The sequence below is a fragment of the Williamsia sp. CHRR-6 genome (genome assembly GCF_018474015.1).
Lineage (GTDB): Bacteria > Actinomycetota > Actinomycetes > Mycobacteriales > Mycobacteriaceae > Williamsia_A.
Map to the genome: position 1 here is coordinate 52,748 of NZ_JAHCSG010000002.1, position 25,050 is coordinate 77,797.

At 67.9% G+C, this 25,050-nt stretch carries 27 protein-coding genes, 2 tRNA genes and 3 pseudogenes; 23 read left to right on the plus strand and 9 right to left on the minus strand.

The genetic code is table 11. From position 1 onward, the window contains the following. Positions 1-54 precede the first annotated feature (54 nt). From KIK15_RS06145 to KIK15_RS06160, 4 genes and pseudogenes are all read left to right on the plus strand, one after another. Positions 55-128: transfer RNA gene (locus KIK15_RS06145), tRNA-Asp, on the plus strand. A 70-nt stretch (positions 129-198) separates the two neighbouring features. Continuing rightward, positions 199-272 (plus strand) — tRNA-Phe (locus KIK15_RS06150). A gap of 216 nt (positions 273-488) precedes the next feature. Further along, positions 489-846 (plus strand): annotated as a pseudogene (locus KIK15_RS06155) (hypothetical protein). A 72-nt stretch (positions 847-918) separates the two neighbouring features. Next, positions 919-2,163, plus strand: a pseudogene (locus KIK15_RS06160) (NADH:flavin oxidoreductase/NADH oxidase family protein); the annotation flags it as partial. Between the two features lie 30 nt (positions 2,164-2,193). Here KIK15_RS06160 and KIK15_RS06165 read toward each other — a convergent pair. The 4 genes and pseudogenes from KIK15_RS06165 to KIK15_RS06180 all read right to left on the minus strand — a co-directional run bounded on the left by KIK15_RS06165 (position 2,194) and on the right by KIK15_RS06180 (position 4,417). Continuing rightward, positions 2,194-2,841: pseudogene (locus tag KIK15_RS06165) on the minus strand (aldo/keto reductase). 154 nt (positions 2,842-2,995) lie between these two features. Next, positions 2,996-3,412 carry a hypothetical protein gene (locus tag KIK15_RS06170; protein WP_214243330.1) on the minus strand — a complete coding sequence of 139 codons (417 nt, stop codon included), beginning with the start codon at positions 3,410-3,412 and terminating at the stop codon, positions 2,996-2,998. Then, entirely contained in the window at positions 3,409-3,915 is a 507-nt protein-coding gene (locus KIK15_RS06175; RefSeq protein WP_214243331.1) for a GNAT family N-acetyltransferase, read from the minus strand. The genes KIK15_RS06170 and KIK15_RS06175 overlap by 4 nt, the downstream gene beginning before the upstream one ends. Before the next feature lie 67 nt (positions 3,916-3,982). Beyond that, the gene (locus KIK15_RS06180) at positions 3,983-4,417 is read right to left on the minus strand and encodes a VOC family protein (protein WP_214243332.1); all 435 of its coding nucleotides are present in this window, start codon (positions 4,415-4,417) and stop codon (positions 3,983-3,985) included. 235 nt (positions 4,418-4,652) lie between these two features. On the opposite strand from KIK15_RS06180, the gene KIK15_RS06185 reads away from it, so the two are divergent. From KIK15_RS06185 to KIK15_RS06210, 6 genes are all read left to right on the plus strand, one after another. Further along, entirely contained in the window at positions 4,653-5,303 is a 651-nt protein-coding gene (locus KIK15_RS06185) for an ABC transporter permease (protein ID WP_214243333.1), read from the plus strand. Further along, on the plus strand, positions 5,300-6,496 hold the full coding sequence (locus tag KIK15_RS06190) for an ABC transporter ATP-binding protein (RefSeq protein ID WP_214243334.1): 1,197 nt from the start codon (positions 5,300-5,302) through the stop codon (positions 6,494-6,496). Before KIK15_RS06185 ends, KIK15_RS06190 begins: the two co-directional genes overlap by 4 nt. After that, positions 6,496-7,236: an ABC transporter permease gene (locus KIK15_RS06195; RefSeq protein WP_214243335.1), complete on the plus strand. Its 741-nt coding sequence runs from the start codon at positions 6,496-6,498 to the stop codon at positions 7,234-7,236. Before KIK15_RS06190 ends, KIK15_RS06195 begins: the two co-directional genes overlap by 1 nt. Beyond that, positions 7,233-8,210, plus strand: a complete 978-nt coding sequence (locus KIK15_RS06200; protein ID WP_214243336.1) for a glycine betaine ABC transporter substrate-binding protein — start codon at positions 7,233-7,235, stop codon at positions 8,208-8,210. Before KIK15_RS06195 ends, KIK15_RS06200 begins: the two co-directional genes overlap by 4 nt. Before the next feature lie 108 nt (positions 8,211-8,318). Beyond that, positions 8,319-9,572 carry a cation:proton antiporter gene (locus KIK15_RS06205; RefSeq protein WP_214243337.1) on the plus strand — a complete coding sequence of 418 codons (1,254 nt, stop codon included), beginning with the start codon at positions 8,319-8,321 and terminating at the stop codon, positions 9,570-9,572. Between the two features lie 83 nt (positions 9,573-9,655). Further along, positions 9,656-10,141 (plus strand): DoxX family protein, encoded by a 486-nt coding sequence (locus KIK15_RS06210; protein WP_214243338.1) that lies wholly within the window; start codon positions 9,656-9,658, stop codon positions 10,139-10,141. 30 nt (positions 10,142-10,171) lie between these two features. On the opposite strand, the gene KIK15_RS06215 is transcribed toward KIK15_RS06210, so the two are convergent. Continuing rightward, positions 10,172-10,693 carry a MarR family winged helix-turn-helix transcriptional regulator gene (locus KIK15_RS06215; protein ID WP_214243339.1) on the minus strand — a complete coding sequence of 174 codons (522 nt, stop codon included), beginning with the start codon at positions 10,691-10,693 and terminating at the stop codon, positions 10,172-10,174. Positions 10,694-10,782: 89 nt separating this feature from the next. On the opposite strand from KIK15_RS06215, the gene KIK15_RS06220 reads away from it, so the two are divergent. From KIK15_RS06220 to KIK15_RS06230, 3 genes are all read left to right on the plus strand, one after another. Then, positions 10,783-11,379: a phosphoribosylanthranilate isomerase gene (locus KIK15_RS06220; RefSeq protein WP_214243340.1), complete on the plus strand. Its 597-nt coding sequence runs from the start codon at positions 10,783-10,785 to the stop codon at positions 11,377-11,379. Between the two features lie 129 nt (positions 11,380-11,508). Continuing rightward, entirely contained in the window at positions 11,509-12,408 is a 900-nt protein-coding gene (locus tag KIK15_RS06225) for a dioxygenase (RefSeq protein WP_374222823.1), read from the plus strand. Between the two features lie 24 nt (positions 12,409-12,432). Continuing rightward, on the plus strand, positions 12,433-13,020 hold the full coding sequence (locus KIK15_RS06230) for a nucleotidyltransferase family protein (RefSeq protein ID WP_214243342.1): 588 nt from the start codon (positions 12,433-12,435) through the stop codon (positions 13,018-13,020). Here KIK15_RS06230 and KIK15_RS06235 read toward each other — a convergent pair. Genes KIK15_RS06235 through KIK15_RS06245 form a run of 3 tightly spaced genes read right to left on the minus strand, consistent with a single transcriptional unit; the run spans position 12,992 to position 16,214 of the window. Continuing rightward, positions 12,992-14,032 carry a sensor histidine kinase KdpD gene (locus tag KIK15_RS06235; RefSeq protein ID WP_214243343.1) on the minus strand — a complete coding sequence of 347 codons (1,041 nt, stop codon included), beginning with the start codon at positions 14,030-14,032 and terminating at the stop codon, positions 12,992-12,994. The two genes, KIK15_RS06230 and KIK15_RS06235, sit on opposite strands and share 29 nt — an antisense overlap. Further along, a complete protein-coding gene (locus KIK15_RS06240; protein WP_214243344.1) occupies positions 14,029-14,754 on the minus strand; it encodes a response regulator transcription factor in 726 nt (241 codons plus the stop codon). Before KIK15_RS06240 ends, KIK15_RS06235 begins: the two co-directional genes overlap by 4 nt. 20 nt (positions 14,755-14,774) lie before the next feature. Next, the gene (locus KIK15_RS06245) at positions 14,775-16,214 is read right to left on the minus strand and encodes a hypothetical protein (RefSeq protein WP_250324274.1); all 1,440 of its coding nucleotides are present in this window, start codon (positions 16,212-16,214) and stop codon (positions 14,775-14,777) included. A gap of 145 nt (positions 16,215-16,359) precedes the next feature. Here KIK15_RS06245 and KIK15_RS06250 point away from each other — a divergent pair, with 145 nt between their 5' ends. From KIK15_RS06250 to KIK15_RS06295, 10 genes are all read left to right on the plus strand, one after another. Then, a complete protein-coding gene (locus KIK15_RS06250; protein ID WP_214243345.1) occupies positions 16,360-17,070 on the plus strand; it encodes a glycosyltransferase family 2 protein in 711 nt (236 codons plus the stop codon). Further along, the gene (locus KIK15_RS06255) at positions 17,067-17,744 is read left to right on the plus strand and encodes a DUF2064 domain-containing protein (protein ID WP_307851764.1); all 678 of its coding nucleotides are present in this window, start codon (positions 17,067-17,069) and stop codon (positions 17,742-17,744) included. The genes KIK15_RS06250 and KIK15_RS06255 overlap by 4 nt, the downstream gene beginning before the upstream one ends. Beyond that, positions 17,741-18,382 carry a class I SAM-dependent methyltransferase gene (locus tag KIK15_RS06260; protein WP_214243347.1) on the plus strand — a complete coding sequence of 214 codons (642 nt, stop codon included), beginning with the start codon at positions 17,741-17,743 and terminating at the stop codon, positions 18,380-18,382. The genes KIK15_RS06255 and KIK15_RS06260 overlap by 4 nt, the downstream gene beginning before the upstream one ends. Continuing rightward, positions 18,379-19,566 (plus strand): molybdopterin-dependent oxidoreductase, encoded by a 1,188-nt coding sequence (locus KIK15_RS06265; RefSeq protein ID WP_214243348.1) that lies wholly within the window; start codon positions 18,379-18,381, stop codon positions 19,564-19,566. The genes KIK15_RS06260 and KIK15_RS06265 overlap by 4 nt, the downstream gene beginning before the upstream one ends. Next, positions 19,563-20,003, plus strand: coding sequence for a hypothetical protein (locus KIK15_RS06270; protein WP_214243349.1), 441 nt, complete (start codon positions 19,563-19,565; stop codon positions 20,001-20,003). The genes KIK15_RS06265 and KIK15_RS06270 overlap by 4 nt, the downstream gene beginning before the upstream one ends. A gap of 9 nt (positions 20,004-20,012) precedes the next feature. Further along, on the plus strand, positions 20,013-21,059 hold the full coding sequence (locus KIK15_RS06275; RefSeq protein ID WP_214243350.1) for an NAD(P)-dependent oxidoreductase: 1,047 nt from the start codon (positions 20,013-20,015) through the stop codon (positions 21,057-21,059). 105 nt (positions 21,060-21,164) lie between these two features. Continuing rightward, a complete protein-coding gene (locus tag KIK15_RS06280; RefSeq protein ID WP_214243351.1) occupies positions 21,165-22,751 on the plus strand; it encodes an AMP-binding protein in 1,587 nt (528 codons plus the stop codon). Between the two features lie 38 nt (positions 22,752-22,789). Beyond that, the gene (locus KIK15_RS06285) at positions 22,790-23,368 is read left to right on the plus strand and encodes a CoA pyrophosphatase (RefSeq protein WP_214243810.1); all 579 of its coding nucleotides are present in this window, start codon (positions 22,790-22,792) and stop codon (positions 23,366-23,368) included. A gap of 104 nt (positions 23,369-23,472) precedes the next feature. Beyond that, positions 23,473-24,024, plus strand: a complete 552-nt coding sequence (locus KIK15_RS06290; protein WP_214243352.1) for a YceI family protein — start codon at positions 23,473-23,475, stop codon at positions 24,022-24,024. A gap of 160 nt (positions 24,025-24,184) precedes the next feature. Then, entirely contained in the window at positions 24,185-24,382 is a 198-nt protein-coding gene (locus KIK15_RS06295) for a hypothetical protein (RefSeq protein WP_214243353.1), read from the plus strand. A gap of 11 nt (positions 24,383-24,393) precedes the next feature. On the opposite strand, the gene KIK15_RS06300 is transcribed toward KIK15_RS06295, so the two are convergent. Next, positions 24,394-24,975: a TetR/AcrR family transcriptional regulator gene (locus tag KIK15_RS06300; RefSeq protein WP_214243354.1), complete on the minus strand. Its 582-nt coding sequence runs from the start codon at positions 24,973-24,975 to the stop codon at positions 24,394-24,396. Positions 24,976-25,050 lie beyond the last annotated feature (75 nt).

The window sequence follows — 25,050 nt, forward strand, 5'->3', positions numbered from 1 at the left end:
GCTGACCCGGCCGTCCTGGACTGTGAAGTCGAAGGTGGCCGGAGAGGTTTGCAAGGCCCTGTGGCGCAGTTGGTTAGCGCGCCGCCCTGTCACGGCGGAGGTCGCGGGTTCGAGTCCCGTCAGGGTCGCTTGGTTCTCGGTTCACACCGAGGCCCGGCGGCTGTTTCAAGCCCGGCATCGGTGCGTGAGATGCCGTACGGCCAGGTAGCTCAGTTGGTACGAGCGTCCGCCTGAAAAGCGGAAGGTCGTCGGTTCGATCCCGACTCTGGCCACTTCATGAACCACCTGGCAACAGGTGGTTCTTCTGGTTTCGGGGGAGGATCTGAACCCGTCGGTTGGGCGGAAGATCGCATCGAGTGGGCGGAAGATCGCGTCGAGTGGGCGGAAGATCGCGTCGGTTGGGCCCAAGCCCCCGATCTCGACGCAGGGATGTGGGCTCTTGGGCCCCGCCATCGTGGATCGGCAACAGCGAACGCCTGACCGGTGACGTGTTCGGCTCGCAACGCTGCGACTGCGGACCGCGGCTGCGTGAGGCGGCGCGACGGATCACCGACGTCGGCGGCTTCCTTTTGCCTGCGTCAGGAGGGACGCGGTATCGGTTTGTACGCCAAGCTCGACGCCTACGCGTTGCAGGACGGCGGGTTGGACACCTATCGGGCCAACGTGGCCCCTTGGTCGGGGCGGAGACGAACGCCAGTACACCGTCGCCGCGCAGATGGTGCAGACCGTGGGCGCCACGCGCATCCAGCTGCCCCACCGGTGTGCACCTGTCGGCGAACAACGCGCGCTACCTGGCGGTCGAGCGAGCACACCGGCCACACCATCGCCCTCCCGTTCGCCGTCTGAGCGACATCAGTCACCCGGTGTTCCAGTGTCGATCGATAGGGTCGGTGGGAGCTCGTCTACGAAAGGCCGTTCATGTCTGATGCCACCTTGGCCACCCCGCTGTCACTGCCGTGCGGGCAGGTGCTGCCCAACCGGTTGATGAAGTCGGCGCTGAGCGAAAGCCTGGCCACCGAGGCGAACTCGCCCGACATCCGGTTGGAGAGGCTGTACACGCGTTGGGGGGCAGGTGGTTTCGGGCTCGTTGTCACCGGCAACGTGCTCATCGACCGGGCGCACCTTGGTGAGCCGGGCAACGTCGTCATCGAAGACGATCGTGACCTCGACAGCCTCACCCGGTGGGCCAAGACCACCAAGGACGGCGGATCACCGATCTGGATGCAGATCAATCATCCTGGGCGACAGGCCAACCCCTATGCCACTCGCGCCCAGCCGGTCGCTCCGTCGGCAGTGGAGCTGAAGTTGCCCGGACTACCCGCCCCGCGTGAACTCACCGAGGCCGAGATCGTCGACATCATCGAGAGATTCGCCACCGCGGCGCAGGTGGCCGAGGCGGCCGGATTCGACGGCGTGCAGATCCACGCCGCCCACGGCTACCTGGTCTCGCAGTTCCTCTCACCGCTGTCGAATCTGCGCACCGACGGCTGGGGCGGCGACCCGCAGCGGCGTCGTCGCTTCCTGCTGGAGGTGCTGCGGCGCATCCGGGCGGTGGTGAGCCCGGGGTTTGCGGTGGGAATCAAGTTGAACTCAGCCGACTTCCAGCGCGGCGGTTTCAGCGAGGACGAATCACGCGCGGTGGTCGAGCATCTCATCGGTGAAGGGGTCGACCTGATCGAGATCAGCGGCGGCAGTTACGAATCGCAGGCGATGATGGGCCGACCGGCGGCGGCGAGCACCCGCGCCCGCGAAGCCTATTTCCTCGACTACGCCCAGACCATCCGGGTGGCGGCCGGCGACATCCCGTTGGCGGTCACCGGCGGATTCCGCACCCGCGCGGCGATGGCCGATGCGGTGGAGTCGAGAGCCTGCGATGTGGTCGGTTTGGGGCGTCCCACCGCGGTCGACCCTGCGGTGGCGGCGGGTCTGGTGGCCGGCACCCTCGACAAGGTCCTCACGCCCAGCATCGGGTTGCCCGTTCCCTCGGCGTTGGCCACCAAGCCGACGGTGCGTGCCCTCGAGGGGGTCCTCGACCTGCAGTGGCATACCGACCAACTGCACCTGATGGCGGCGGGCAAAGACCCCGACCCGCGTCGGGCCACCTGGCGGACGGCCATCAGCACCGTCAAACGCAACGGTGTCGACGCCTTCCGCAGCAAGCGTCGCGGATCTCGCTGACCACCCCCGAGGTGATCAGGCCTCGGGGATGTCGCGGTGAAACCGCTCCAGCGTGATGTCCTCGGGTTCGGGCCCACCCCGCACCCCGGTGTCGAGGGAATCAATCGCAGTCAGGTCGGCCGTTCTGGGCACCCAGCTCCTGCACGTCGCGCTGAGTGAAATACGGATAAACCTCGATCTGATTGACTGCGGGCACCACGTTCGCCGCGTCCAACACTGCGTCAGGTGATCGACCATGAAGTTGCTCACCCCGATCGCACGCACCTTCCCGTCGGAGAGCAAGGTCTCCAGCCCACGGTAGGCGGCCAAATGTTCTCTCAAACTCGGTGGGCAGCGGTTGATGCAGGATCAGCAGGTCGATCTGATCAACCCCGACCGTGCCTGCGCTCTTGTCGAAAGCGTGCCGCGCCTCATCGAAGCCGTAGTCGCTGATCCACACCTTCGTCTCGATGACCACCTCGTCGCGAGGAACGCCTGATTCGGCGATTGCTTCACCGACGGCTCGTTCGTTGCCGTAGGACGCGGCGGTGTCGATCAGTCGATATCCGGCCCGCAGGGCATGTGTCACGGCGGCGCACGTCTGATCAGGCTCGACTGGAAGACACCCAGTCCGATGGCCGGGAATGTGACCTCGTTGTTGAGCGTGAGCTGACCACCTCTCATTCTGCCTGCGTCGACCGCGCCGGACCAGGTGCGGGGTCCGGCCGCGCGGCCCACTCGACGCCGGTTACCGCCCACTCGACGCCGGTTACCGCCCACTCGACGGTGTTTTCCGCCCACTCGACGGTGTTTACCGCCCACTCGACGTGGTGGGCACTCAGCTCGCGGTGGCGAACCAGATGGCGCCGGCCACGGTCACCGAGGCGGCGAGCAGCCGCAGCAGGTCGATCCGCAGCAGTCGCCGATGCGTCGGCGCATCGAACCCCTCCGACAGGCGGGAATGTGCGGGCACCGCGGCACCTGCGGTCAACGCCAACACCACCAGCACCCCGGCGCCCGAGATCAGCGCGGGCATCAGCGGCCCCGTCACCACCGCGCCCACACCGGTCACCAGCTGTGCAGCGAACAGTGGGCCCACCACCCGGCTGATCAATGTCTGATGCCGCGCCTCGTAGTCGGCGAACTCGTCGGCGCCGACCGCAGCGAACTGCGGGTAGACCACGAACCGCACCACCGCCTGAAACCCCAGATAGGCCGACGACGTGCACAGCAGGGCAATCGCCCACGCGCTCATATGGGTTCGAAACTCGGTTCGGTCCGTCGCTCCATCAGTACCGTGTCGCGCCAGCGGTTGTTCAGTTGAGCGATCTTCTCGCGCAACCCGACGATGCGATATCCCACCGCCTGGTGCAGGCGCACGCTGGTCTCGTTGTCGGGGAAGATCGAGGTCTGCAACGTCCACAGGCCGGCCTCGTCGGCGGCGATCACCAGCTGGCGCATCAGGCCGAGACCGATTCCGCGCGAACGGAATCCGTTGCGCACGTACACCGAGTCCTCGGCCACACCCCGGTAGCAGGCGCGTGTCGACACCGGCGCCAGGGCAGCCCACCCGACCACCTCGCCGTCGAGCTCGGCCACCCAGCGATGGTCGGCATGCCACCGCGCGCAGAACGCCTCCGGCGTCGGCACCTCGGTCTCGAATGTCGCCTGAGAAGTGGCGATGCCCTCGGCGTAGATCTGCAGCACCATCTCGAGATCGTCTGTCGTCATGGGGCGAACGGCGAGTACAGCAGGCATGAGATCAATCTAGCCCCCAGAACCTGAGTTGCCAGAACACTTCTCATCGACGTCGGTCCCAGGGGATTCACTCGCCGAACACCCAGGGCGCCAACACCACCATCCAGCCGTCGGGGTCGGCGAAGAGCACCGCGCCGTGCTCGTTCCAGTACGGGTTGGCCGCGGGCACCGGTGTGTGGCCATGCGCACGCAGGCGCGCGGCCACCACCTCGAGCGCCGCACCGCTGCCCAGATAGAGGACCAGTTGGTTCTCTGGATCGGGATCGGGGATGTCCTCGGGCGGCGTGCGCTGGAGCAGTTCCATCTGCACCGACGACCCCGGCAGGCCGAACACCATGCCGTCGTAGCCGCGATGGTTGCGCCAGGCGGCCAACACAGGCAGCCCGACGCAGTCGCGGTAGAACTCCAGGACCGCGTCGTAGTGGGCGGTCGGTCGCGCAAACCGCACCGCGGCGATGTCGAGGTGGCGTGACGGCGAGGTCGGGGGCAGATTGTCAGCCATACCCGCGATTGTCGACGTGTTCGGCCCAGCCTGATCGCGATCGTTACCTTTTGTGACCTTTGTGGTGTCTGTGCAGGTGAGCATCCGCCCACCCGGTGTCGAACCTGTCGGAATGGGGCTCTGCGCCGCGAACTCGCACGGGTGGACCTGGGTGCCCGGGTAGCGTCTATTGCGCTCACGACTGCGCCGACGGGTCTCGTAGACCACGATTCCTCTCTCGGCGCCCACAGAGGGGATGTTGGTGAAGCTCTGGGATTACATCTCCGGACGCGAGCACACGCTCGCCTTCCTGACCTATCAGCATGCGTCGCTGGCCTTCCAGACGACGCTGGTGGGGTCGCTGATCGCGGTCGCCATCGCGGTGGCCGTCTACCGACTGCCGTTGTTCAGTGCGCTCACGCTGACCACCAGCCGTGTGGCGCTGACCATTCCGTCGCTGGCTCTGCTGGCGCTGCTCATCGTGCCGTTCGGTCTCGGGGTGGTGCCTGCGTTCATCATGCTCACCTTCTACGCCGCGCTACCGGTCATCGGTAACGCCATCGTCGGGTTGCGCAGCGTCCCCGCGTCGGTGATCGAATCGGCCAAGGGCATCGGCCTCTCGCGCTGGCGCATCCTGTTCACCGTCGAACTGCCCATCGCCTGGCCGGTCATCCTCACCGGGATCCGTGTCTCCACCCAGATGATCGTCGGGATCGGTGCCATCGTCGCCTACGTCCTCGGCCCAGGACTGGGCTCGCTCATCTTCAATGGACTTTCTCGACTCGGCGGTGCCAACGCCCTCGAGATGGCCGCCACCGGAACAATTCTCATCGTCCTCATCGCGCTTGTCTTCGACGCTGCGTTGGTGTTGCTGGGACGCGTCACGATCGCAAAGGGACTCTCATGACCACTGCCTCCTCCACCGTCACCGGCGAGTCGATCCGGCTCGACGGCGTGGTCAAGCGATACCGCGGCCAGGAGACCCCCGCGGTCAACCGTCTCGACCTGACCATCGACGCCGGCCAGATCGTCGCGTTCGTCGGCCCGTCGGGCTGCGGCAAGACCACCACTCTCAAGATGATCAACCGACTGATCGAGCCCACCGAGGGCCGCATCCTCATCGGCGACCGCGACGTGACCGCGGAGAACCCCGACAAGCTGCGCCAGTCGATCGGCTACGTCATCCAGTCCGGCGGACTGTTCCCGCACTGGTCGGTGGCCCGAAACATCTCTGCACTGCCGCGAGTGCTCAAGTGGGACAAAAACAAGATCGCCGAACGCACCGACTATCTGCTGGATCTGGTCGGTCTCGATGCCGCCACCTTCGCCCGCCGGCTGCCCAAGGACATGTCCGGTGGACAGCAGCAGCGGGTGGGCGTGGCCCGGGCGCTGGCCGCCGACCCGCCTGTGCTGTTGATGGACGAGCCGTTTGGTGCGGTGGACCCGATCACCCGAGTTCGACTGCAGGACAGCCTGATCGACATCCAGCACAAGCTGGGCAAGACCATCGTCATCGTCACCCACGATTTCGAGGAGGCCACCAAGCTCGGCGACAAGGTGCTCATCCTGTCCGAGGGCGGGCACGTGGAGCAGTACGCCACCCCCGAGGAGATCCTCACCAGCCCGGCCACCCCGTTCGTCGAGGAGTTCGTCGGCGCCGGTGCCACGCTGGCCCATCTGACGCTCTCACGGGTCCGCGATGTGGCCCACGAGCCCATTGTCACTGCGCGCGTGGGTGATTCGGCCACCGAGGTGGCCGCCAAGGCCCGCGCCGGCGGACACACCTGGGTGGTCGTGGTCAACGCCGACGGCACGCCACGGGCGTGGCCGTCGGTGACCGAGGTGCTGAGCAAGCCGACCGTCTCCGATTACACCGATCACCGACTGCCCACGGTGGCCACCTCGGCCACCCTCAACGACGCCCTGGATGCGATGTTGGCGGCCAGCCAGGCGGGGGTGCTCGTGACCGACGGTCGGGGAGCGGTGCAGGGTGCGTTGACCATCGAGTCGGTGATGGAGGTGATCCGCGCCCAGCGGGCCGCCGGTCACCCCGAGGACGCGCAGGACACCTACGTCGACCACGCCGAGGGCGGTTCGTGATGAGCCGCCTGCGTCGAATCCCCACCGACGTGTGGTTCGAGCCGCTGATCATCTTGATCGTCGGCGTCGGTTATCTCATCTGGTACAACACCACCACCTTCACCAGCACCGAGGAGTCGTCGCTGGCCTGGTCCACCCTGCGGGCCACCATCGGCGACCACATCAAGTTGACGCTGGTGGCCACCGCCTACGTGGTGGTGATCGCCATCCCGCTGGGAATCCTGTTGACCCGCAAGACCGTGCAATGGCTACGGCCCTTCGTCATCAACGTGGCCAACATCGGGCAGGCGGCGCCCGCGCTGGGGCTCATCGTGCTGCTCACCTTCTGGTTGGGCACCGGATTCCGCACCGCGGTCATCGGCCTGGTCGTCTACGCCCTGCTGCCCATCCTGCAGAACACCATCATCGGGTTGGGTCAGGTGGATGCCCGCATCATCGAGGCATCGCGCGGTATCGGCTACTCCGCGGTGCGCACCCTGGTGCAGGTGGAACTCCCGCTGGCGGTGCCGATCATCCTCAACGGCGTGCGCACCGCGCTGGTCATCCTGGTGGGTACGGCCACGTTGAGCACCTTCATCGGAGCCAACAGCCTCGGCACCCTGATCACCACCGGCGTGGCCCTGTTCCTACCGAAACTGTTGGTCTCGGGGGCCGTCATCGTCGGACTGCTGGCCATGACCATCGACTGGCTCGGTCGTCTGGTCGAGTTGGCCGCGACGCCACGAGGAGTGAACACATGATCGGTCGACTCGCGCCACCGGCAGCGATCCTTGCCGCAATCGTCGTCCTGCTCACCGGATGTGGTCTGGTCAGCTCGTCGGGCACCTTCACCGCGGCCGAGCGCTCCGACGGGACCACGCCGCTCGACGGTGCGAAGATCACCGTCACATCCAAGGCGTTCACCGAGGGCGTCATCCTGGGCAAGATCACCGCCACGTACCTGGCGGCCTCGGGTGCGCAGGTCACCGACCTCACCGGGGCGCCGGGATCCGCGTCGTCGAGGCAGGCTCAGCTCAACGGCGACGCCGACATCCTGTGGGAGTACACCGGCACCGCGTGGGTGACATATCAACAGCGGACTGAGGTGATCGCCGACCCAACCCTGCTGTGGGAGAAGGTGCGTGATCTGGAGAAGTCATCGCACAACCTGGTGTGGCTACCCCCGGCCAACTTCAACGACACCTACGCCTTCGCCGCCTCGGGCCCCACCGCCCAGCGACTCGGTGTGCGCTCGCTCTCCGACGTGGCCAGGCTGCCGGTCAAGGACCGCACCTTCTGCGTCGACGACGAGTTCTTCAGCCGCTCAGACGGATTCCTTCCGATGCTCAAGACCTACGGCATCCCCTACGACACCTCCGACGGGGTGCCTGCAGGCAACGTGACCCGCATGGACTCCGGTGTCATCTACAACTCCACCGACAAGAGCACGCCGTGCAACTTCGGCATGATCTACACCACCGACGGCCGGGTGAAGAACCTGAAGTTGTCGGTCCTCGACGACGACCGAAAGTTCTTCCTGCCCTACAGCGGTACCGCGGTGGTGCGGGACAAGACCCTACGGGCGCACCCTGAGATCGCCGCAGCCATGGCGGCCATCTCGCAGCGTCTGACCGACGACGTGATGCAGGACCTCAACGGTCGGGTCGACATCAAAGGCCAGGATCCCGCCGATGTGGCCTACGACTGGCTCAAGAGCGAGAAGCTGATCCGCTGAGCGCCGGGTAGCCTGCGGAGTCGGTCTGCGTCTGGGTTCGATGGCTGGAGTCCCGATCGCGACGCTCGACCCGACGACGATGACCGTGCGACAGGGAGACGCCGAGACGTGGAGCTGTATCTCATCATCGGCCTGCTGGCTCTGGTGCTGTGGTCGTTCTTCGCCGAACGTCTTGCTCGCGCCCACATCAGCGGGCCGCTGGTCATGTTGGTCGTCGGGGTGGTGCTCGGGTTCGCCGCCCAGCGGCATCTGGAGGACGCGCTCGACAGCAGGGTCGCCGAGCACATCGTCGTCCTCATCCTCGCGCTGATCCTGTTCGCCGACGCCACCGAGGTGCGCGGTGGACTGTTGGGCGGCGAGCGGGGACCGGCGTTGCGGCTGTTGCTGATCGCGCTGCCGGTGTCGCTGATCCTGGGTGTGTTCACGGGGATCCTGTTGTTTCCCGATCTGTCGGTGGGTGTGCTGATCGCCCTGGCGTGCGTGGTGATGCCCACCGACCTCGCCCCGGCCGCAGCCATCGTGCGAGACAAGCGGATACCGACCCGGCTGCGCAACATCCTCAACGTCGAAAGTGGGTACAACGACGGCATCATCGCGCCCATCTTCGCGTTCGGGCTCATCCTGGCCGGGGCGAACAACGCCCACGCCGACTCGGCCGGCGAGGCGTTGGCATCGCTGATCCCCGCCTCGGCGGTGGCGATCGCCATCGGGGCGGCGGTGGGTCTGGCCGGTGCGCTGCTGACCAACCTGTCGCAAGCACATGATCTCGGATCGCCGCAGGCGTTGCGGGTGAGCATCCTGGTGCTGCCGGTTCTCACCTACGAGCTCACCGCCCAGGTGGAGGCCAACGGGTTCGTCGCCGCCTTCGCCGCGGGTCTGGTGTACCGGGCGGTGCGCAGGTCCAAGGCCGAGCCCGAGGAACTCACCCTCGTCGACGACGTCGGGATCGTCACGACCTACGGCATGTGGTTCGTGCTGGGTCTGAGCGTCGCCATCATGCCGGCGGTAGATGACGAGTGGCGCATCTTCCTCTACGGCTTCCTCGCGGTGACGGTACTGCGCATCGCTCCGGTGGTGTTGTCGCTGATCGGCACCGACCTGGCGATGGTCGACCGGTTGGTGGTGGGGTTGCTGGGTCCGCGGGGTACCGCCACCATCGTCTTCGGGTTGTTGGCCTACAACGGCCTCGCGGGCACCGCGGCCGATGTCACCCTCTATGTGATGGCGGCAACCGTGGTGATCAGCATCGGGGTACACGGTGTGGCGGCCACCCTGGTGGCGCGCGGGTTCCGACGCATCGAGCGCCGACGCACCCGGTCGCTCAAGCGGCGGCAACGCCGCCGGGCTGCCCGAAATGCCTGAAATTGCCTGATTCTGAACCATTTTCGGTGAACATCTGGTGCATCCGCTTGCGCAGCGCCCGGACCGTCGGTAGCTTTCAATTCATGCATGAAGTAAACACCTCTTTGGGAAACGCGATCTCCACGTCTGGCGCCTCGGCCCAGAGCTCAGTCGTCCGTGACCTCGCAGTGCTGGTCGCCCGCATCGGCATCGGTGTCATCTTCCTGGCGCATGGCCTGCAGAAGCTCGACAACGGCTACGCCGCCACCAAGGCCATGTTCACCACCATCGACGCGCCCGTGCCGGCGGTGACCTCGTTGCTCGCGATCGTCATCGAGGTCGGCGGCGGCGCCGCGCTGATCCTGGGCCTGCTCACGCCGCTGGCCGGCATCGCTCTGGCGTTGAACATGCTCGGCGCATACCTGCTGGTCCACATGGACAGTGGTCTCTACGTCAAGGACGGCGGCTACGAGTTCGTGCTGGCGCTCGGGGTGGCGTCGCTGCTGATCGCGGCGGTGGGCGCCGGACGCTTCAGCCTCGACGCCATCCTGGCCGACAAGGTGCCTGCGCTCTCGCGCGTCCTTCGCTGACCCCCTCGAACGCCGCCGGGCGTCGCGCCGCTATCGGCGCGGCGACCCGGCCTCGTCGGCCTTCACCTGTGCGGTGGCGGTGGTGATGCGAGTCCCGATCTCACGAAGCTGGCGGATCTGCGGCTGGGTCAATGCGTCGAACACCGTGCGCCGCACCATCTCCACGTGTCCTGGCGCACTGCGCTCGAGCACCGCGAACCCGTCATCGGTCAGCTCGGCCAACGTGTAGCGGCCGTCGGTGGGGTCGGGTCGCCGCACCAGCCACCCGCGTTTCTCCATCCGCGAGGCGACCTGCGAGAGCCGGGGAAGCTGGGCCTCGGTCAACTCGGCGAGTTCGCTCATCCGTAGCGTGCGCTCGCTCGCGTTGGACAGGGTGGCCAACACGCTGAACTCGAAGTGGGTGATACCGGCGTCTCGCTGCAGCTGACGATCCAGCTGGGCGGGTAGGCGGACCACCACGCCGATCAATGCCATCCAGGCGCTGCGCTCGTCGTCTGACAGCCATCGCGGGCTGGTGCCCGGAGTGCCGTGCGCGGCGCTGGATGCAGACATGGCCGTCAGGTTACGGCACGGAATCGGGCCTCGGCGCTCCGTCCGCGGCCGATGTCTCGTCCGCCGGTGGCCGGGTAGCCTCGGCGCCGATGTTCATCAAAGTGTGTGGTCTGCGAACGGCTGGTGACGTGGATGCCGCGGTGGCCGCCGGCGCCGACGCCATCGGCGTCGTGATGAGCCCGGGCAGCCCGCGTGATGTCGACCTCGACACAGCTGCTGGTCTGGTGGCCCACGCCGATTCGCGTGCCACCACGGTGCTGGTGGTCAAGGGTCTGCCGGTGGCGACGGTGATCGACGCAGCGACGGCCGCCGGCGTCGACGTGGTGCAGCTGCACGGCTACGACGCAGTGCAGAGCGCGGCGGTGCTCGGTGCCATCGGACGAATCTGGCGGGCCACCTCCACTGCCCATGACCCTGATCTCACCGTCGGCGCCCACGGCGAGGAGGTGCTGCTGCTCGACTCCCCGCACGCGGGGTCGGGGCAACGCTGGGACCTGGCTGAATTGATCGAACGCCCCGAGGGGAAGTGGCTGTTGGCCGGTGGCCTCGACCCCGCCAACGTCGCCGAAGCCATCACGACGGTCGCGCCGTGGGGCGTCGACGTGTCCAGCGGGGTCGAATCCGAGCCGGGGGTGAAAGATCACGGCCGTGTCCGCGCCTTCGTGCGTGCCGCGCGTGGCGTGTGAGACGCGCCTGGCAACGCCTGCGCTGTAGGACGCCCAACGCCTCTGAGCTGCGTGGACATTCTCGGAATAACTTGCCCCGTGAAGTCATTGAGTTGTAGTGTCCATCGCGACACACAACAAGGGATGACGATGACCCGCTCCACCGCGACCAGCACGGCGATCGCCGACGCCCAGATCTCCGCCGACCACCCGTTCGCCGCGCACCTACGCCGCCACGTCGACCTCTCCACCCGGCAGCCAAGTACGGCGTGGACCCCGGATTCGGGACCGTTGCCTGCGCTGTATCTCAGCCATGGCGCGCCGCCCACCTTCGAAGACGCCGCCTGGATGGCCGAGCTGTACGACTGGGCTGCGGGCATTCCCACCCCGCGAGCGGTGTTGATCGTGAGTGCGCATTGGGAATCGACGAGCATCGGCATCACCGCATCGGCCCCCACCGAGCTGGTCTACGACTTCGGCGGGTTCCACCCGATGTACTACCGGATGCGTTATGACACCCCGCCCGCCCACGCATTGGCCGATCTGGTGCGCGCAGCCCTACCACAGACCATCGATGTGCACGAGCACACCGAACGCGGCCTCGACCACGGCGCCTGGTTGCCGCTGAAGGTGATGTTCCCCGACGCCGACATCCCGGTGCTGCAGTTGAGCCTGCCCACCGACGATCCGATTCGACTGCTGGAGTTGGGTTCTCGGCTCCAGTCGCTGCGCGATGAGGGTGTGCTGGTGATCGGATCGGGCTTCATGACCCACGGACTGCCCTACCTCAACTGGCATCGGCCCGACGAGGTGCCCGCCTGGTCGGTGGAGTTCGATGACTGGGCTGCGGCCGCGTTGGCCCGGGGCGACGTCGACGAACTCGCCGACTTTCGATCCCGCGCACCAGGATTGCCCTACGCCCACCCCACCGTCGAACACTTCACGCCGCTGTTCGTGACGCTGGGGGCGGCACGGGTGGGGGAGACGGTGCGCACCTCGGTGGATGGCTTTGCGATGGGGCTGTCCAAGCGGTCGCTGACCGTCGCCTGATCGGGCGCGCATACCCTCGGGCACATGAGCGATGAGCAGGCGCAGCAACGGTTCTGGGCTGCGGTGGGCACCAATCCACAGATCGATGCGGTGTGCGCCCGGCTGGCCGAGCTGGGCCTACCCGACTGGTACCTCACCGGCGGCGCGGTGTTCCAGACCGTGTGGAACCACCTCGACGGTGCTCCGCCGCAGGCCGGTATCGCCGACTACGACGTGTTCTACTTCGACGCCGCGGACCTGAGCTACGCCGCCGAGGACCGGGTGATCGCCCGGGTACAGCGGGCGTGCGCCGATCTGCCCATCACCATCGAGGTGCGAAACCAAGCGCGCGTACACCTGTGGTACTCCGAGAAGTTCGGCATCCCGGCCGCGGTCCTACGGTCCACCCGCGACGGAATCGACCATTTCGTCTCCACCACATGCTGCTTCGGGATCCGACGCAGCGCGCACGGCCACGACGAGGTGTACGCGCCGCACGGGTTCGACGACCTGTTCGCCAAGATCGTGCGCCCCAACCCGGTGCTGGACACCCGCGCGGTGTACGAGGCGAAGGTGGCCCGCTGGCGGCAGCAGTGGCCCACCATCACCGCGTTGCCGTGGGATGCACCCTGACGACGCCGACCGGCAGTCTCACCTCGAACCGGCAGCCCGGGTGTCGGTTGGCCACGCTGATGTGACCCCCGTGGGCCTCCACCAGCCCACGTGCGATCGCCAACCCGAGACCAGCACCTGATCCGCCGACCGGCGAGCGCGCCCGTTCCCCACGAAACGCCGTGTCGAACACGAACGGCAACTCCTCATCAGGGATCCCGCCGCAGGCGTCTTGCACCGCGACCACCACATCGTGTGACCCGGGCCGGACGTCGACGACGATCCGGCCGTCGGTGGGGGTGTGGCGGATGGCGTTGGTCAACAGATTGCCCAGGACCCGGGTCAGCTCGTGCGCCGAGCCACGAATCCGGGCAGTGGTGTCATCACTGGCCGGGTTGATCGCCACCTCGATCCCACGGGCGTGTGCGGTCGGTCGTGCGGATTCGACTGCGGCACACACCACCTCATCGACCGCCACCTCCCCGAAGACGATCTGCAGTGTCCCGGAGTTGATCCGCGACAGCTCGAAGAGGTCATCGACCATCGCCGCCAGTCGCTGCGTCTCCTCGCCGATACGTCGGGCGTAACGCGCCATGTCCTCGGGGTGGTCGACGACCGAGTCCTCCAGGGCTTCACCCATGGCCCTGATCCCGGCCAGCGGGGTGCGCAGGTCATGGCTGATCCACGCGATGAGTTCACGCCGGGAGGTCTCGGCGGCGTGCTCGGCGGCCCGGTCGGACTGCATCGCCAGTTCACGCCGCGCGGTGTCTCGGGCCAGCACCACCGCTGCCGGGCCCACCGCCACCCCGATGAGAACGCAGGCGATCAAGGTCCACATCAGTTGCTGGGTGAACATGAAGCCGCTGATCGCGACCACGAACAGCAGCACGGCCACGAGCGGAAACGCGACCATCACCGCCAGCACCACACCCAGGCTTCGGCCGCGCACCGCCCGCAGCAGCAGCGCCTCGACCACGGCCACCACCGCGCCTGCCAACACGGCCCAGGGCAGGATGTGGATGAACTCGGTCATGCGGTCGGATCGAATCGGTAGCCCACGCCCCAGACGGTCACGATTCGTGTCGGTGTGGCCGGGTCGGTTTCGATCTTCGCGCGTAGCCGTCGCACATGCACGGTGACGGTGGACTGATCGCCGAAGGACCAGTCCCACACCCGCTCCATCAGAGTGGTGCGGGAGAACACCGCACCGGGATGGGTGACGAAGAACGCGAGGAGATCGAATTCCCTTGAGGTGAGCGAGATGTCGTGCCCGGCCCGGGTGACTGTGCGCGCGTCGAGGTCGAGGCGCAGGTCGCCGTCGACGACGGCGTGGGCGAGGGTGGCCTGGGGTTGGCTGCGAGCCAGGATCTTGCCCACCCGCAGGGCGAGCTCACGCGGGCTGAACGGCTTGACGACGTAGTCGTCGGCCCCGAACTCCAACCCCGAGACCCGGTCGGACTCTTCCCCGAGGGCGGTCAGCATGATGATCGGCACCGCACTGGTGCGGCGAATGTGTCGGCACACGTCGAGACCGTCGATCCCGGGCAGCATCACGTCGAGTACCACCGCATCGGGACCGTGACGATGCATCGCGGCCACCGCGCCTGGGCCGTCGACCGCCTCCACCACGCTGTGGCCTGCGCGCGTCAGATAGCGCCGCACCACCTCCCGAACGGTGTCGTCGTCGTCGACCACCAACACGGTCGACGTGGCGGGTGTCGCCGGGGTGGGTGGTGCGCCGTCGACGGCGGTCATCAGAGCTCCTTCGGATCGACTCACCAGTGGGTCAGCAACAGGTGGTTGACGACGAGCGCGGTACCCACCTGCACGGCGAGTACCCATCGTGCACCTCGGGAGGGCACCAGGGCCAGCGCAGACAGCAGCCACACCCCGAACGGCAACCAGATCCGCTCGGTCTCGGCCTTCGACAACCCGGAGGCATCGGCGATCAGGACGCAGGAGAGTGCGGCCAGGGTGAGGGCAGCGGGTACCAGTGCGGCCCAACTCCCACCGCCTGCTGTGAGATGGCGAGCGCGAGTGCGCATCACCCGCACCGACCGGGCGACGGCGACCGCACACGCCGGACCGGCGGACAGACACAGTGCGGCCAGGTTGGCCCACACGAAGTAGTCGTAGGGCCGCATCGAGGCGACGCCCTGGTAGTAGCGGGTGTGCAACAGTCGCAGGCCTTCGATCCACGAGAACCCCGACGCGGTCATGGCCACCGCCACCACCCCGGCGCCGACGGTGGCCGCGCCCCACCGCATCAGCCAGGCCGCCCGAGCGCCCGGCCCGCGCGGCCACATGCGCAACCCGCTGAGCAGCGCCACCATCGCGACCAGCACGCCAAACGTCGCCAACCCGTACGACAGGTACACGGTGACCCCCAGCAGGGCGCCCCCGACCGCGGCGATCGGCATCCCGAGTCGACCCCGATGGGCGACCCCCACCGCGACGACCGCTACGCCGGTTGCCGACACCCCCATGAACATCCCGTCGGCAGACGCACCCACCCAGACCGCGCCGGGGAAGAACACCACGAACGGCCACACCGCGCGCGCCGCAGCCGGGGCCGCCAACGCACGCATGGTGACCGGTACCGCGACTGCGGCCAGTGATCCCACCGCGATCACTGCTACCGCCGCCATCGTCCCACCACCCAACCCCACCCGGTCGAGCGCGACGAAGAACAGGGTGGCCAGCGGTGGATGGCTCGACACGTGGGTTGTCCAGCTGTCGGGCCGGAAATCGAGGATGTGGTCGGTGAAGGTCCGCAGGAACTCGCTGACGTCGGCGGCGCGGGGGATCTCGTAGAGGTACTCGTTGCGGTCGGTCAGGGGGGCGCCGAGTGGTCGCCGGGTCAGGTCGATCGAGGCCAGTGCGAACGTCCACACCGTGGCCGCCGCCCAGCCGACCGCCAGCAGCGGGCGCCACGGCAACCGCCGTGCCAGCGTGGGGGCATAGACGACGGCGGCGACAGCCAGCGCGATCGCGGGCACCGTGCCCGGGCCGGTGTGTGGATCGAGATGCGCGAACAACGGTGGGGCGGGGACGAACAGGACCTCCCCGTGTAGTTGCCGGTACCGCCCGACCGCGGTGGCCGAGGCCACCAGCAGCAGTGCCGCGCTCACCCACACCAGGTCGGGGATCCGGCGCGCGCGGCCGCGTCGATCGCGACCGGCCGGCCGGTGGGGACGGGTGAGTAGATCGGTCATGGCCGCGACCGTATGCTGCCGGCGACGCTGCGGTCAGGGCCCGGACCGAAGGTTGTCCGGGCCGTAAGAATTGCGGGTCCGACGAAATACTTCGGTAAGGATCTACCCACCGGATCGGCAAGATCTGCTTCCTAGCGTCGTGGACATGACCGATCACACATCACGTCCACCGACGATCGTCGACGTGGTCATGCCGTGCCTGAACGAGGCGAGGGCACTGCCATGGGTGCTCTCGCGGCTGCCGGAGGGGTACCGCGCCATCGTCGTCGACAACGGCAGCACCGACGCCAGTGTCGCGGTGGCCGCGGCCCTGGGCGCGGTGGTCGTCGAGGAACCACGACCTGGCTACGGATCTGCGGTGCACCGTGGGATATCCAGTGCCACCGCCGATCTGGTGGCGATCATCGACGCCGACGCCACCCTGGACCCCGCCGACCTCCCGGCACTGGTGGCCCTGATCGTCAGCGGCGACGCCGACGTGGTGTGCGGGCGACGCCGACCCACCGGTCCGCGGGTGTGGCCGTGGCACGCCCGTGTCGGCACCTCAGCGCTGGCTGCGGTCATCTCGGTGGGCACCGGGACCCGGGTGCATGACATCGCGCCGATGCGGGTGGCCCGGCGGTCGGTCTGGCTGGGTCTGGGGGTCCTCGACCGGCGGTGCGGGTATCCGCTGGAGACCATCCTGAAGGCGACCGACGCCGGCCTCGATGTCGTGGAGGTGCCGGTGACCTATCGGGCCCGGCCGGCCGGGACGCGATCGAAGATAAGCGGTTCGGCGCGCGGAACATGCATCGCGGCAACCGATTTCGCGACGACCCTGGTCCGACACCGACGCACCCGGGTGGGTGCGTCGTGACCGCCACCGTGCTGGTGGTCGCCAAGGCGCCGATCCCCGGCCGAGCGAAGACCCGGCTTGCCGTGGGCCTCACCCCGCAGCTGGCGGCCGAACTCGCCGCGATGGCCCTCCTCGACACCCTCGACGCCGCGCTCGCGGTACCGGGGGCACGCACCGTCGTCGCGATGACGGGTGCACTCGATGCCGCTGTGGCCGCCGCGCAGGTGCGGACCCGACTGGCCGACTGCGTGGTGATCCCACAGTGCGGCAATACCTTCGGGGAACGTCTGGTCGCGGCCCATCATGATGCCGGCGGCGCCGACCACCGTGTGGTGCAGATCGGTATGGACACCCCTCAGGTGACCGCGCAACTGCTGGGATCTGCGTTGGACGCGATCGCCACATCGGGAACCGCTGCTCTCGGGATGGCCGACGACGGCGGTTGGTGGGGGCTCGCGGTGCGCGATGCCCGGCACGTCGACGGTCTGCGCACGATCGAGATGTCCACCGACCACACCGGATCGCTGACCCGCGACATGCTGTTGACACAGGGTCTGCACGTGGTCGATCTGCCCCGGCTCACCGACGTGGACACCTGCGCCGACGCCGCGGTGGTCGCCGCCGCGGCGCCGACCACGCGGTTCGGGCGGCTCGCCACCGCGCTGCTGGCCCGGGATGCGGTGGTCTCGACATGACACCCGCCGCAGCGATCTACGACATCGCCTTGCGCACAGGCGAGTTGAGCGATCAGGACGGCCGGTCGCTGCCGGTGCGGACCTGGTTGGCCGACGCCGACGCCTCCGATGCCCCCATGGTGCAGGCCTGCACCGGACCGACCCTCGACGTGGGGTGCGGCCCGGGTCGGCTCACCGCCGCGCTCACCGCGCGTGGAGTGCCTGCACTGGGAATCGACATCTCGGCCCGGGCGGTTGCGCTGACCCGAGCGCGCGGCGCGATGGCCATGCGACGCGACGTCTTCGCCATGACCGCGGGCTGGCACCGCTGGGATCACCTGCTGCTGGCCGACGGCAACATCGGGATCGGAGCCGACCCGGTCCGGTTGCTGTCGAGATGTGCGTCGCTGGTGTCCCCACGTGGAACCATCGTCGCCGACGTCGAGGCGCCGGGAACCGGATTACGTACGGTCACCATGCGGCTCAGCGCCGCAGGCGAACTCTCCGATCCGTTCCGGTGGAGCCATGTCGGCGTCGACGCGGTCGAGGCCGTGGCCCACGCCGCGGGGCTGCACGTGGTGGCGACCGGCGTGCACGGCAGCCGTTGGCAGGTGACGCTGGTGCGTGCCTGCAGTCGAGGCCACCGGGGAGCGGAATGATCACGCCACGCCTGCCGCGACCGCAGGACTACACCTCGCCGCTGCACGAGGAGCGGCTCGCCGCCCGGCTGGGACTTCTGCTCGGGATCGCCTTCACCGTGTGCTTCCTCACCGGATTGTTCAGCCATCTGCATCAACACCCGGTGGAGTGGCTCACCCTGCCCACGCGACCGGTGTGGATCTACCGGCTCAGCCAGGGCCTGCACGTGGCGACCGGAATCGCGGCCATCCCGCTGCTGGTGATGAAGCTGTGGGTGGTGACCCCGAAGTTCTGGAAGCGACCCCTCATCGGCGGCCCGGTGGCCGCTGTCGAACGGGCCTCCATCCTGCTGCTCATCGCGTCGGCGAGCTTCGAGCTGATCACCGGATTGCTCAACGTGGCCGAGTACTACCCCTGGAGCTTCTTCTTTCCCACCGTGCACTACGCGGTCGGGTGGCTGGCCGTGGCGGCCATCGTCGTGCACATCGCGGTGAAGCTTCCGGTGATCCGGCGGGCATTGTCATCGGAGCCCGACCACGATGGCGCGAACAATGATCCGGTAGAACAACAATCGCCCGGCCGCTCGGTATCGCCGTCGTCGCAGGGATCGAATTCGCAGCTGACCCGGCGGGGGGTGTTGGTGCTCGCAGGCGGGGCAGCGGGTGTGGTCACCGTGGCCACCATCGGTGACCGCATCCCGCTGTTCGCACCGGTCTCGGTGGCCGCACAGCGGTCGGGTCGCGGACCGCAGGGGCTACCGGTCAACCGAACCGCGGTCGCCGCCGGGGTGACCGCGGCCGCTCGCTCGCAGCGATGGCGCCTCGTGGTCACCGGTCCGACCGGTCAACGAGAGTTCGATCTCGCTGCCCTGCAGGCACTCCCACAGCGCACCGCCACCCTGCCGTTGGCCTGTGTCGAGGGCTGGTCACGCAACGCAGAGTGGACGGGCGTGTCCTTCGCCGAGGTGTTGGCGGCGGCGGGAATCGACCCGGCCGACTCCGAGGTCGTCTCACTCGAACGTGGCCTCTACGGGCGGGCCGCGGTTCCCCGTGCGGTGGCGGAGGATCCGCTGACGCTGATCGCCCTGCGACTCAACGGTGATGAGCTCGACATCGACCACGGCTATCCCGCTCGATTGATCGCCCCGGGACGTCCCGGTGTGCTGCAGACCAAGTGGCTCTCGCGCATCGAGGTGCGGACATGATGTGGATTCGTGGTGCCCTGGCGCTGCTCGCGGCGGGACTGGCGTGGGTGGGGGTGTCGGCGTTGCTCGACGCGTTGCCCCGACGCGCCGACGTGATCACCTTCGGCCTCTGGTTCCTCGTCCCACCGGTGCTCTCGGACCTGGTGTTGATGCCTACCGTCGCGGTCGTCGGCTGGGTTCTGCACCGGTTCGCCGCCCCCTGGCTGCGCACGCCGTTGATCGTGGCCCTGGTGGGCTCGGCGGCCCTGATCGCGGTGGCCGCACCGTTTCTCACCCGGCCCGGGCTGCGGCCAGACAACCCCACCCTGCTCGACCGGAACTATCCCCTCGGAGTTGCCGTCACCGTCGCGGTGATCTGGGCATCGGCGGGGGTGTGGGCATTGGTGCGACAGCGGGGCTCGCGCCGCACCGAAGTGTCACCAACGACCCGACCATAGGAGTACACGATGCGGGTATTGCTCACCGGTGCAGCCGGATTCATCGGAGCTGCCATCGACAGGGAGTTACGTGCGGCCGGTCACGAGGTGCGCGGTGTGGACCTGATGTTGCCCTGTGCCCACGGCCGTGATGCGGCGCCGCCGGCGGGGGTGATCGGCGGGGACATCCGCGATCAGGATCTGCTCCACGACCTGCTCGACGGGGTGGACGCGGTGTGCCATCAGGCCGCGATGGTCGGGCTCGGGGTCGACGCCGCCGACGCGCCGGAATACGCCTCGCACAACGTGGTGGGAACTGCCACGCTGGTGGCCGCCATGGCTCGTCGCGAGACCCCAGCGCTGGTGCAGGCATCGTCGATGGTGGTCTACGGCGAAGGACGTTATCGATGCGTGCGACACGGGGCTCAGCCCGCTGTGGCCCGAACCGCGCACGCACTGCGCAACAACGTGTTCGACCCGCCGTGTCCGCGTTGTGGTGAGCCGTTGCAGTGGCTGACCGTTGACGAGGACGCCCCGATGGATCCGCGCAACAGCTACGCCGCATCGAAGGTGGCGACCGAGCACTTCGGCCGATCGTGGGCGCATACGACCGGTGGTCGGCTCATCTCGCTGCGCTACCACAACGTCTACGGTCCTGGGATGCCGCGCGACACCCCGTACGCCGGGGTGGCCAGCATCTTCCGGTCGGCCCTGGAGGTCGGCCGGGCGCCACAGGTCTTCGAGGACGGTCGCCAGATGCGCGACTTCGTCCACGTCGACGATGTGGCCCGCGCGAATCGGCTGGCGCTCGAGCGGGTGATCGGTGGCCGAGCAGGTGTTCCCGAGGTGACCGCTTGCAACGTGGCCTCCGGCGATCCGCACTCGGTGGGCGAGTTCGCCACGATGCTCAGCGCAGCCATGGACGGACCGCCACCGCAGGTGGTCGGGGGTGGTCGTGCGGGCGACGTGCGCCATGTGGTGGCCGATCCCTCAGCGGCACGTCGGCTGCTCGGATTCTCAGCGCAGACCCGCTTCGACACCGGCGTCGCCGAGTTCGCCCACGCGACGTTGCGGTGAGCGCTGCGGCGACTCGGTTCGTCAGGCCATGGCACGGTGGTGTGATCCAGATTACGCTCGAGGCCACCCGACCGGTGTTCCACACAGTTGCAGGAGACGTCGACGATGACGATCGAGGCCACCCCCACCCACGCTGAGCTGCTGTGTGACTACGTGCCCCGGTGGGCGCGCGACACCCCCGACGCCGTGGCCATCACCTACGGCGAGCAGACCTGGACCTGGTCGCAGTGGAACCACCGCATCCGGTCACTGACCGGGGCACTGCGCGCGGCGGGCATCACGCGCGGCGACGTGATCGGTTTCCTCGACAAGAACCACCCGGCCTGCCTGGAGACCACGTTCGCAGCGGCCGCGATCGGGGCGGCGGTCACCGTCGTCAACTGGCGACAGGCCGGCGACGAACTGCGTCACGTCCTCGTCGACTCGGGGACCCGTCTGCTGGTGGTGGGAGCCGAGTTCGCCGATGAGGTTGCCCGACTGCGTGATCAGATCCCGGGCCTGGAACGGCTGGTGGTGCTGGCCACCCCGGGAGCCGCCGACGCACCGACCGGCGACGACTACGAGTCGTTCCTCGCCGCTGCCGCCCCGAGCGATCGGGACGCGGCCGTGGTCGAGGATGATGCGGCCCTGATCATCTACTCCTCGGGCACCACGGGTAGACCCAAGGGTGTGGTGCTCAGCCAGCGCGCGTTGGTGGCCCACACGGTCAACGTGGCCGACTGCTTCCCGTTCAACGCCGGTGACATCAGCCTCGTGGCCATGCCGCTGTTCCACTTGGGCGGGATCTGTTACTCCTTCTTCGGGATCCGCGCCGGGGTGGCCACCATCATGACCCGGGAACCCGCTGCGCCTGCGTTGGTGGGCGCCTTGATGAGCGGGGCCACGCACACGTTCTTCGTGCCGCCGGTCATCGCCGGCTTCCTGGCCGCCGGTCCGCCGGCGATGGGTGCGCTCTCGCGGCTGAAGACGCTCGGCTACGGCGCGGCTCCGATGCCGCTGCCGCTGTTGCGGCGAGCACTCGACGCGTGCCCCGATCTCGACTTCGTGCAGGTCTACGGACAGACCGAGGTGTCGGGGGTGGCGACCACCCTGCTGCCTGCCGACCACCGCGATCCCGCCCGCGAGCACCTGCTGCTCTCGGTGGGCCAACCCGTGGCGGGGATGGAGGTGATGGTGGTCGACCCGGTCACCGCCGAGCCGGTGGCCGCCGGTGAGCAGGGTGAGATCTGGTGTCGCAGTGCGCAATCGATGACCGGGTACCTCAATCGTCCGGACGCCACCGCAGAGACCGTCACGGCGCAGGGGTGGGTGCGGACCGGGGACATCGGGCGCGTGGATGCCGACGGGTACGTCTTCGTCGACGACCGGATCAAGGACATGATCATCACCGGCGGGGAGAACGTGTACGGCCCCGAGGTCGAACGGGTACTGCTCGATCACCCCGACGTGAGCGATGCGGCGATCATCGGGGTGCCCGACGACACGTGGGGTGAATCGGTGAAGGCCGTGGTGGTGGCGCCCGGTGACGTCGACGTCGAGGGCATCATCGCGTTCTGCCGCGAACGACTGGCCGGCTACAAGTGCCCTCGCACGGTCGACGTGGTCGCCGCCCTGCCGCGCAACCCCAGCGGCAAGATCCTCAAACGCGAACTGCGCGCAGGGCATTGGGTCGGCCGGGATCGCGCGGTGTGAGCATCGACTCCACCGATCCGGTCGGGGTACGAGCGGCGATCACCGCTGCGCTACATGACTTCCGATTCGCTACCGCCGAGGTGCCGGGGGCGCGTCGGGCCGCGGTGGCCCTGGCGGTGGCGCAGGTCGACGGCCGGTTCGGCATCTGGCTGATGCTGCGGGCAGAGTCGATGCGCACCCATTCGGGGCAGTTCGCGCTGCCCGGTGGTCGGCTCGACCCTGGCGAGGACCACGTCGACGCCGCGCTGCGTGAGCTCGCCGAGGAGATCGGCATCGTGGTGCCGCGTTCGGCGGTGCTCGGACGTCTTGACGACTACCCCACGCGGTCGGGGTACGTGATCACCCCGGTCGTCTGCTGGGTGGGCGCAGGTGCCACCCCGGTGCCCAACCCAGACGAGGTGGGGACGTTGTTCTTCGTCTCGTTGGCCGAGATCGCCGTGCCGCCGCAGTTCGTCTCCATCCCCGAGTCTCCGCGGCCGGTCATCCAGCTGCCGCTGGTCGGATCGTTGGTGCACGCGCCCACGGCCGCAGTGATCCACCAGTTCGCCGAGGTGGTGGTCCACGGTCGGCATACGCGAGTGGACGGCTACGAGCAACCGGTATTCGCGTGGCGGTGACCAGCGTTCTTGCGTTGTTCGCAGAGAATTCAGCCGATCCGGAATAGATACGGACCGCAGTCCGATTTAATGGTGGTCACCACCCACACGACCGAGGAGACCTCATGGGAACGTCCATCACCACCACCGAGCTGGCCCCCGGCACCTGGAACATCGACCCGGTGCACTCGACCGTCGGATTCACTGTGCGCCACCTGGTGGTGAGCAAGGTGCGCGGCACCTTCGACACCTTCTCCGGTGCCATCACCATCGCCGAGGACGGCACCCCGTCGGTGACCGCCGAGATCGACGTCGCCTCGATCAACACCAAGAACGAGCAGCGCGACGGCCACATCCGCTCGGCGGACTTTTTCGACACCGAGAACCACCCGAAGGCCACCTTCACCTCCACCTCGGTGGTCGCCGACGGCGACGACTACGTGCTGACCGGCGATTTCACCCTCAAGGGAGTGACCAAGTCCGTCGAGCTAACCCTGGAGTTCAACGGCGTCAACCCGGGTATGGGCCAGGGTGAGGTGGCGGGCTTCGAGGCCTCGACCGTGTTGAACCGCAAGGACTTCGGCATCGATATCGAGATGCCGCTGGAAACCGGGGGCGCGGTGGTGGGTGACAAGATCACCCTGAACCTGGAGATCGAGGCCGTCAAGGCCGCCTGACCCCGCGTCGAGGACGCAGGTCACACGGCACGTTATCCGCCGTCACCTGATGGGCGCCAATCATTCTCCGGCGCAATAAATCAGGTGACGGCGGTGTGCACTGTGCTCTAGCTTCATCGGTGAAAGTGGTTCCACCACACACCGATTGGAGGTAGACACCATGGCAGTCCACATCTCGGGCCAGTTCACCGCGCTGGTCCCGTCGGCACTTCTTCGTCGCCCCGATCGGGTGCGGCGCGAAAAGCGCGCTGCCGCAGACGTTTCCCGTAAGCGTCGCTTGGTCGCACAGCGGCGGCAGGCGCGGGTCGAACGCGAGCGAGAGACCTATCTGCAGGCCAGCCGGTATCTGTTGCGGTAGTGAGTACGCCCCTATCGGCGTGAGATCCCCCGGAACACCAGGTCGACGAGAGCCACCAGATAGCTCTCGTCGACCTGGTCGCGTCGGATCAGCATGCGCGCCAGGATCGGCGCGTACAGCGCGTCGAGGGCCACCGCAGCATCCACATCGTCGGCCACCTCGCCGCGCTCGATCGCACGTTCCACCACGGCCAGGGCCGCGCGGGTACGACCGTCGAGGATGCGTTGGCGCGCCTCCTCTAGGCGGTCGACCTCCAAGGGCAGCGCCGCGATCCGCAGCAGTGCCCGACTCTGCGGCGAGTCGACCGCATCACGCAGGTTGCCCGCCAGGAGCAGCAGATCGCCCCGCAGATCGCCGGTGTCGGGGATTGCGACGTTGGTGGGGTCGAGCTGCGTCAGCACCGCGTCGGTGATCAGCTGTTCCTTGGTCTTCCACCGGCGATAGACCGACGTCACATGAACACCGGCGGACTCGGCCACCGAAGCGATGGTGACGCCGTCGAAACCGGCGTTGAGCAGCTCGTTCACGGCGGCAGCCAGCACCCCGTCACGAACCGCTTTGCCGCGTCGATGCGGCTTGGCGGGGCTGGACACGACCGGGAGCCTAACGCACATAGTGTTGCGTTGGGTACGCTTACGCAAACAATGTTGCGTTTATCGGGGTGTGTG

Coding starts and splice junctions, on each gene's coding strand:
- KIK15_RS06185 (WP_214243333.1), top strand. CDS start 4,653: ATGTTGGTGAAGCTCTGGGATTACATCTCCGGACGCGAGCACACGCTC.
- KIK15_RS06290 (WP_214243352.1), top strand. CDS start 23,473: ATGGGAACGTCCATCACCACCACCGAGCTGGCCCCCGGCACCTGGAAC.
- KIK15_RS06175 (WP_214243331.1), bottom strand. CDS start 3,915: ATGCCTGCTGTACTCGCCGTTCGCCCCATGACGACAGACGATCTCGAG.
- KIK15_RS06265 (WP_214243348.1), top strand. CDS start 18,379: ATGATCACGCCACGCCTGCCGCGACCGCAGGACTACACCTCGCCGCTG.
- KIK15_RS06240 (WP_214243344.1), bottom strand. CDS start 14,754: ATGACCGCCGTCGACGGCGCACCACCCACCCCGGCGACACCCGCCACG.
- KIK15_RS06250 (WP_214243345.1), top strand. CDS start 16,360: ATGACCGATCACACATCACGTCCACCGACGATCGTCGACGTGGTCATG.
- KIK15_RS06200 (WP_214243336.1), top strand. CDS start 7,233: ATGATCGGTCGACTCGCGCCACCGGCAGCGATCCTTGCCGCAATCGTC.
- KIK15_RS06270 (WP_214243349.1), top strand. CDS start 19,563: ATGATGTGGATTCGTGGTGCCCTGGCGCTGCTCGCGGCGGGACTGGCG.
- KIK15_RS06210 (WP_214243338.1), top strand. CDS start 9,656: ATGCATGAAGTAAACACCTCTTTGGGAAACGCGATCTCCACGTCTGGC.
- KIK15_RS06295 (WP_214243353.1), top strand. CDS start 24,185: ATGGCAGTCCACATCTCGGGCCAGTTCACCGCGCTGGTCCCGTCGGCA.
- KIK15_RS06195 (WP_214243335.1), top strand. CDS start 6,496: ATGAGCCGCCTGCGTCGAATCCCCACCGACGTGTGGTTCGAGCCGCTG.
- KIK15_RS06245 (WP_250324274.1), bottom strand. CDS start 16,214: ATGACCGATCTACTCACCCGTCCCCACCGGCCGGCCGGTCGCGATCGA.
- KIK15_RS06180 (WP_214243332.1), bottom strand. CDS start 4,417: ATGGCTGACAATCTGCCCCCGACCTCGCCGTCACGCCACCTCGACATC.
- KIK15_RS06280 (WP_214243351.1), top strand. CDS start 21,165: ATGACGATCGAGGCCACCCCCACCCACGCTGAGCTGCTGTGTGACTAC.
- KIK15_RS06170 (WP_214243330.1), bottom strand. CDS start 3,412: ATGAGCGCGTGGGCGATTGCCCTGCTGTGCACGTCGTCGGCCTATCTG.
- KIK15_RS06275 (WP_214243350.1), top strand. CDS start 20,013: ATGCGGGTATTGCTCACCGGTGCAGCCGGATTCATCGGAGCTGCCATC.
- KIK15_RS06220 (WP_214243340.1), top strand. CDS start 10,783: ATGTTCATCAAAGTGTGTGGTCTGCGAACGGCTGGTGACGTGGATGCC.
- KIK15_RS06230 (WP_214243342.1), top strand. CDS start 12,433: ATGAGCGATGAGCAGGCGCAGCAACGGTTCTGGGCTGCGGTGGGCACC.
- KIK15_RS06190 (WP_214243334.1), top strand. CDS start 5,300: ATGACCACTGCCTCCTCCACCGTCACCGGCGAGTCGATCCGGCTCGAC.
- KIK15_RS06215 (WP_214243339.1), bottom strand. CDS start 10,693: ATGTCTGCATCCAGCGCCGCGCACGGCACTCCGGGCACCAGCCCGCGA.
- KIK15_RS06260 (WP_214243347.1), top strand. CDS start 17,741: ATGACACCCGCCGCAGCGATCTACGACATCGCCTTGCGCACAGGCGAG.
- KIK15_RS06225 (WP_374222823.1), top strand. CDS start 11,509: ATGACCCGCTCCACCGCGACCAGCACGGCGATCGCCGACGCCCAGATC.
- KIK15_RS06235 (WP_214243343.1), bottom strand. CDS start 14,032: ATGACCGAGTTCATCCACATCCTGCCCTGGGCCGTGTTGGCAGGCGCG.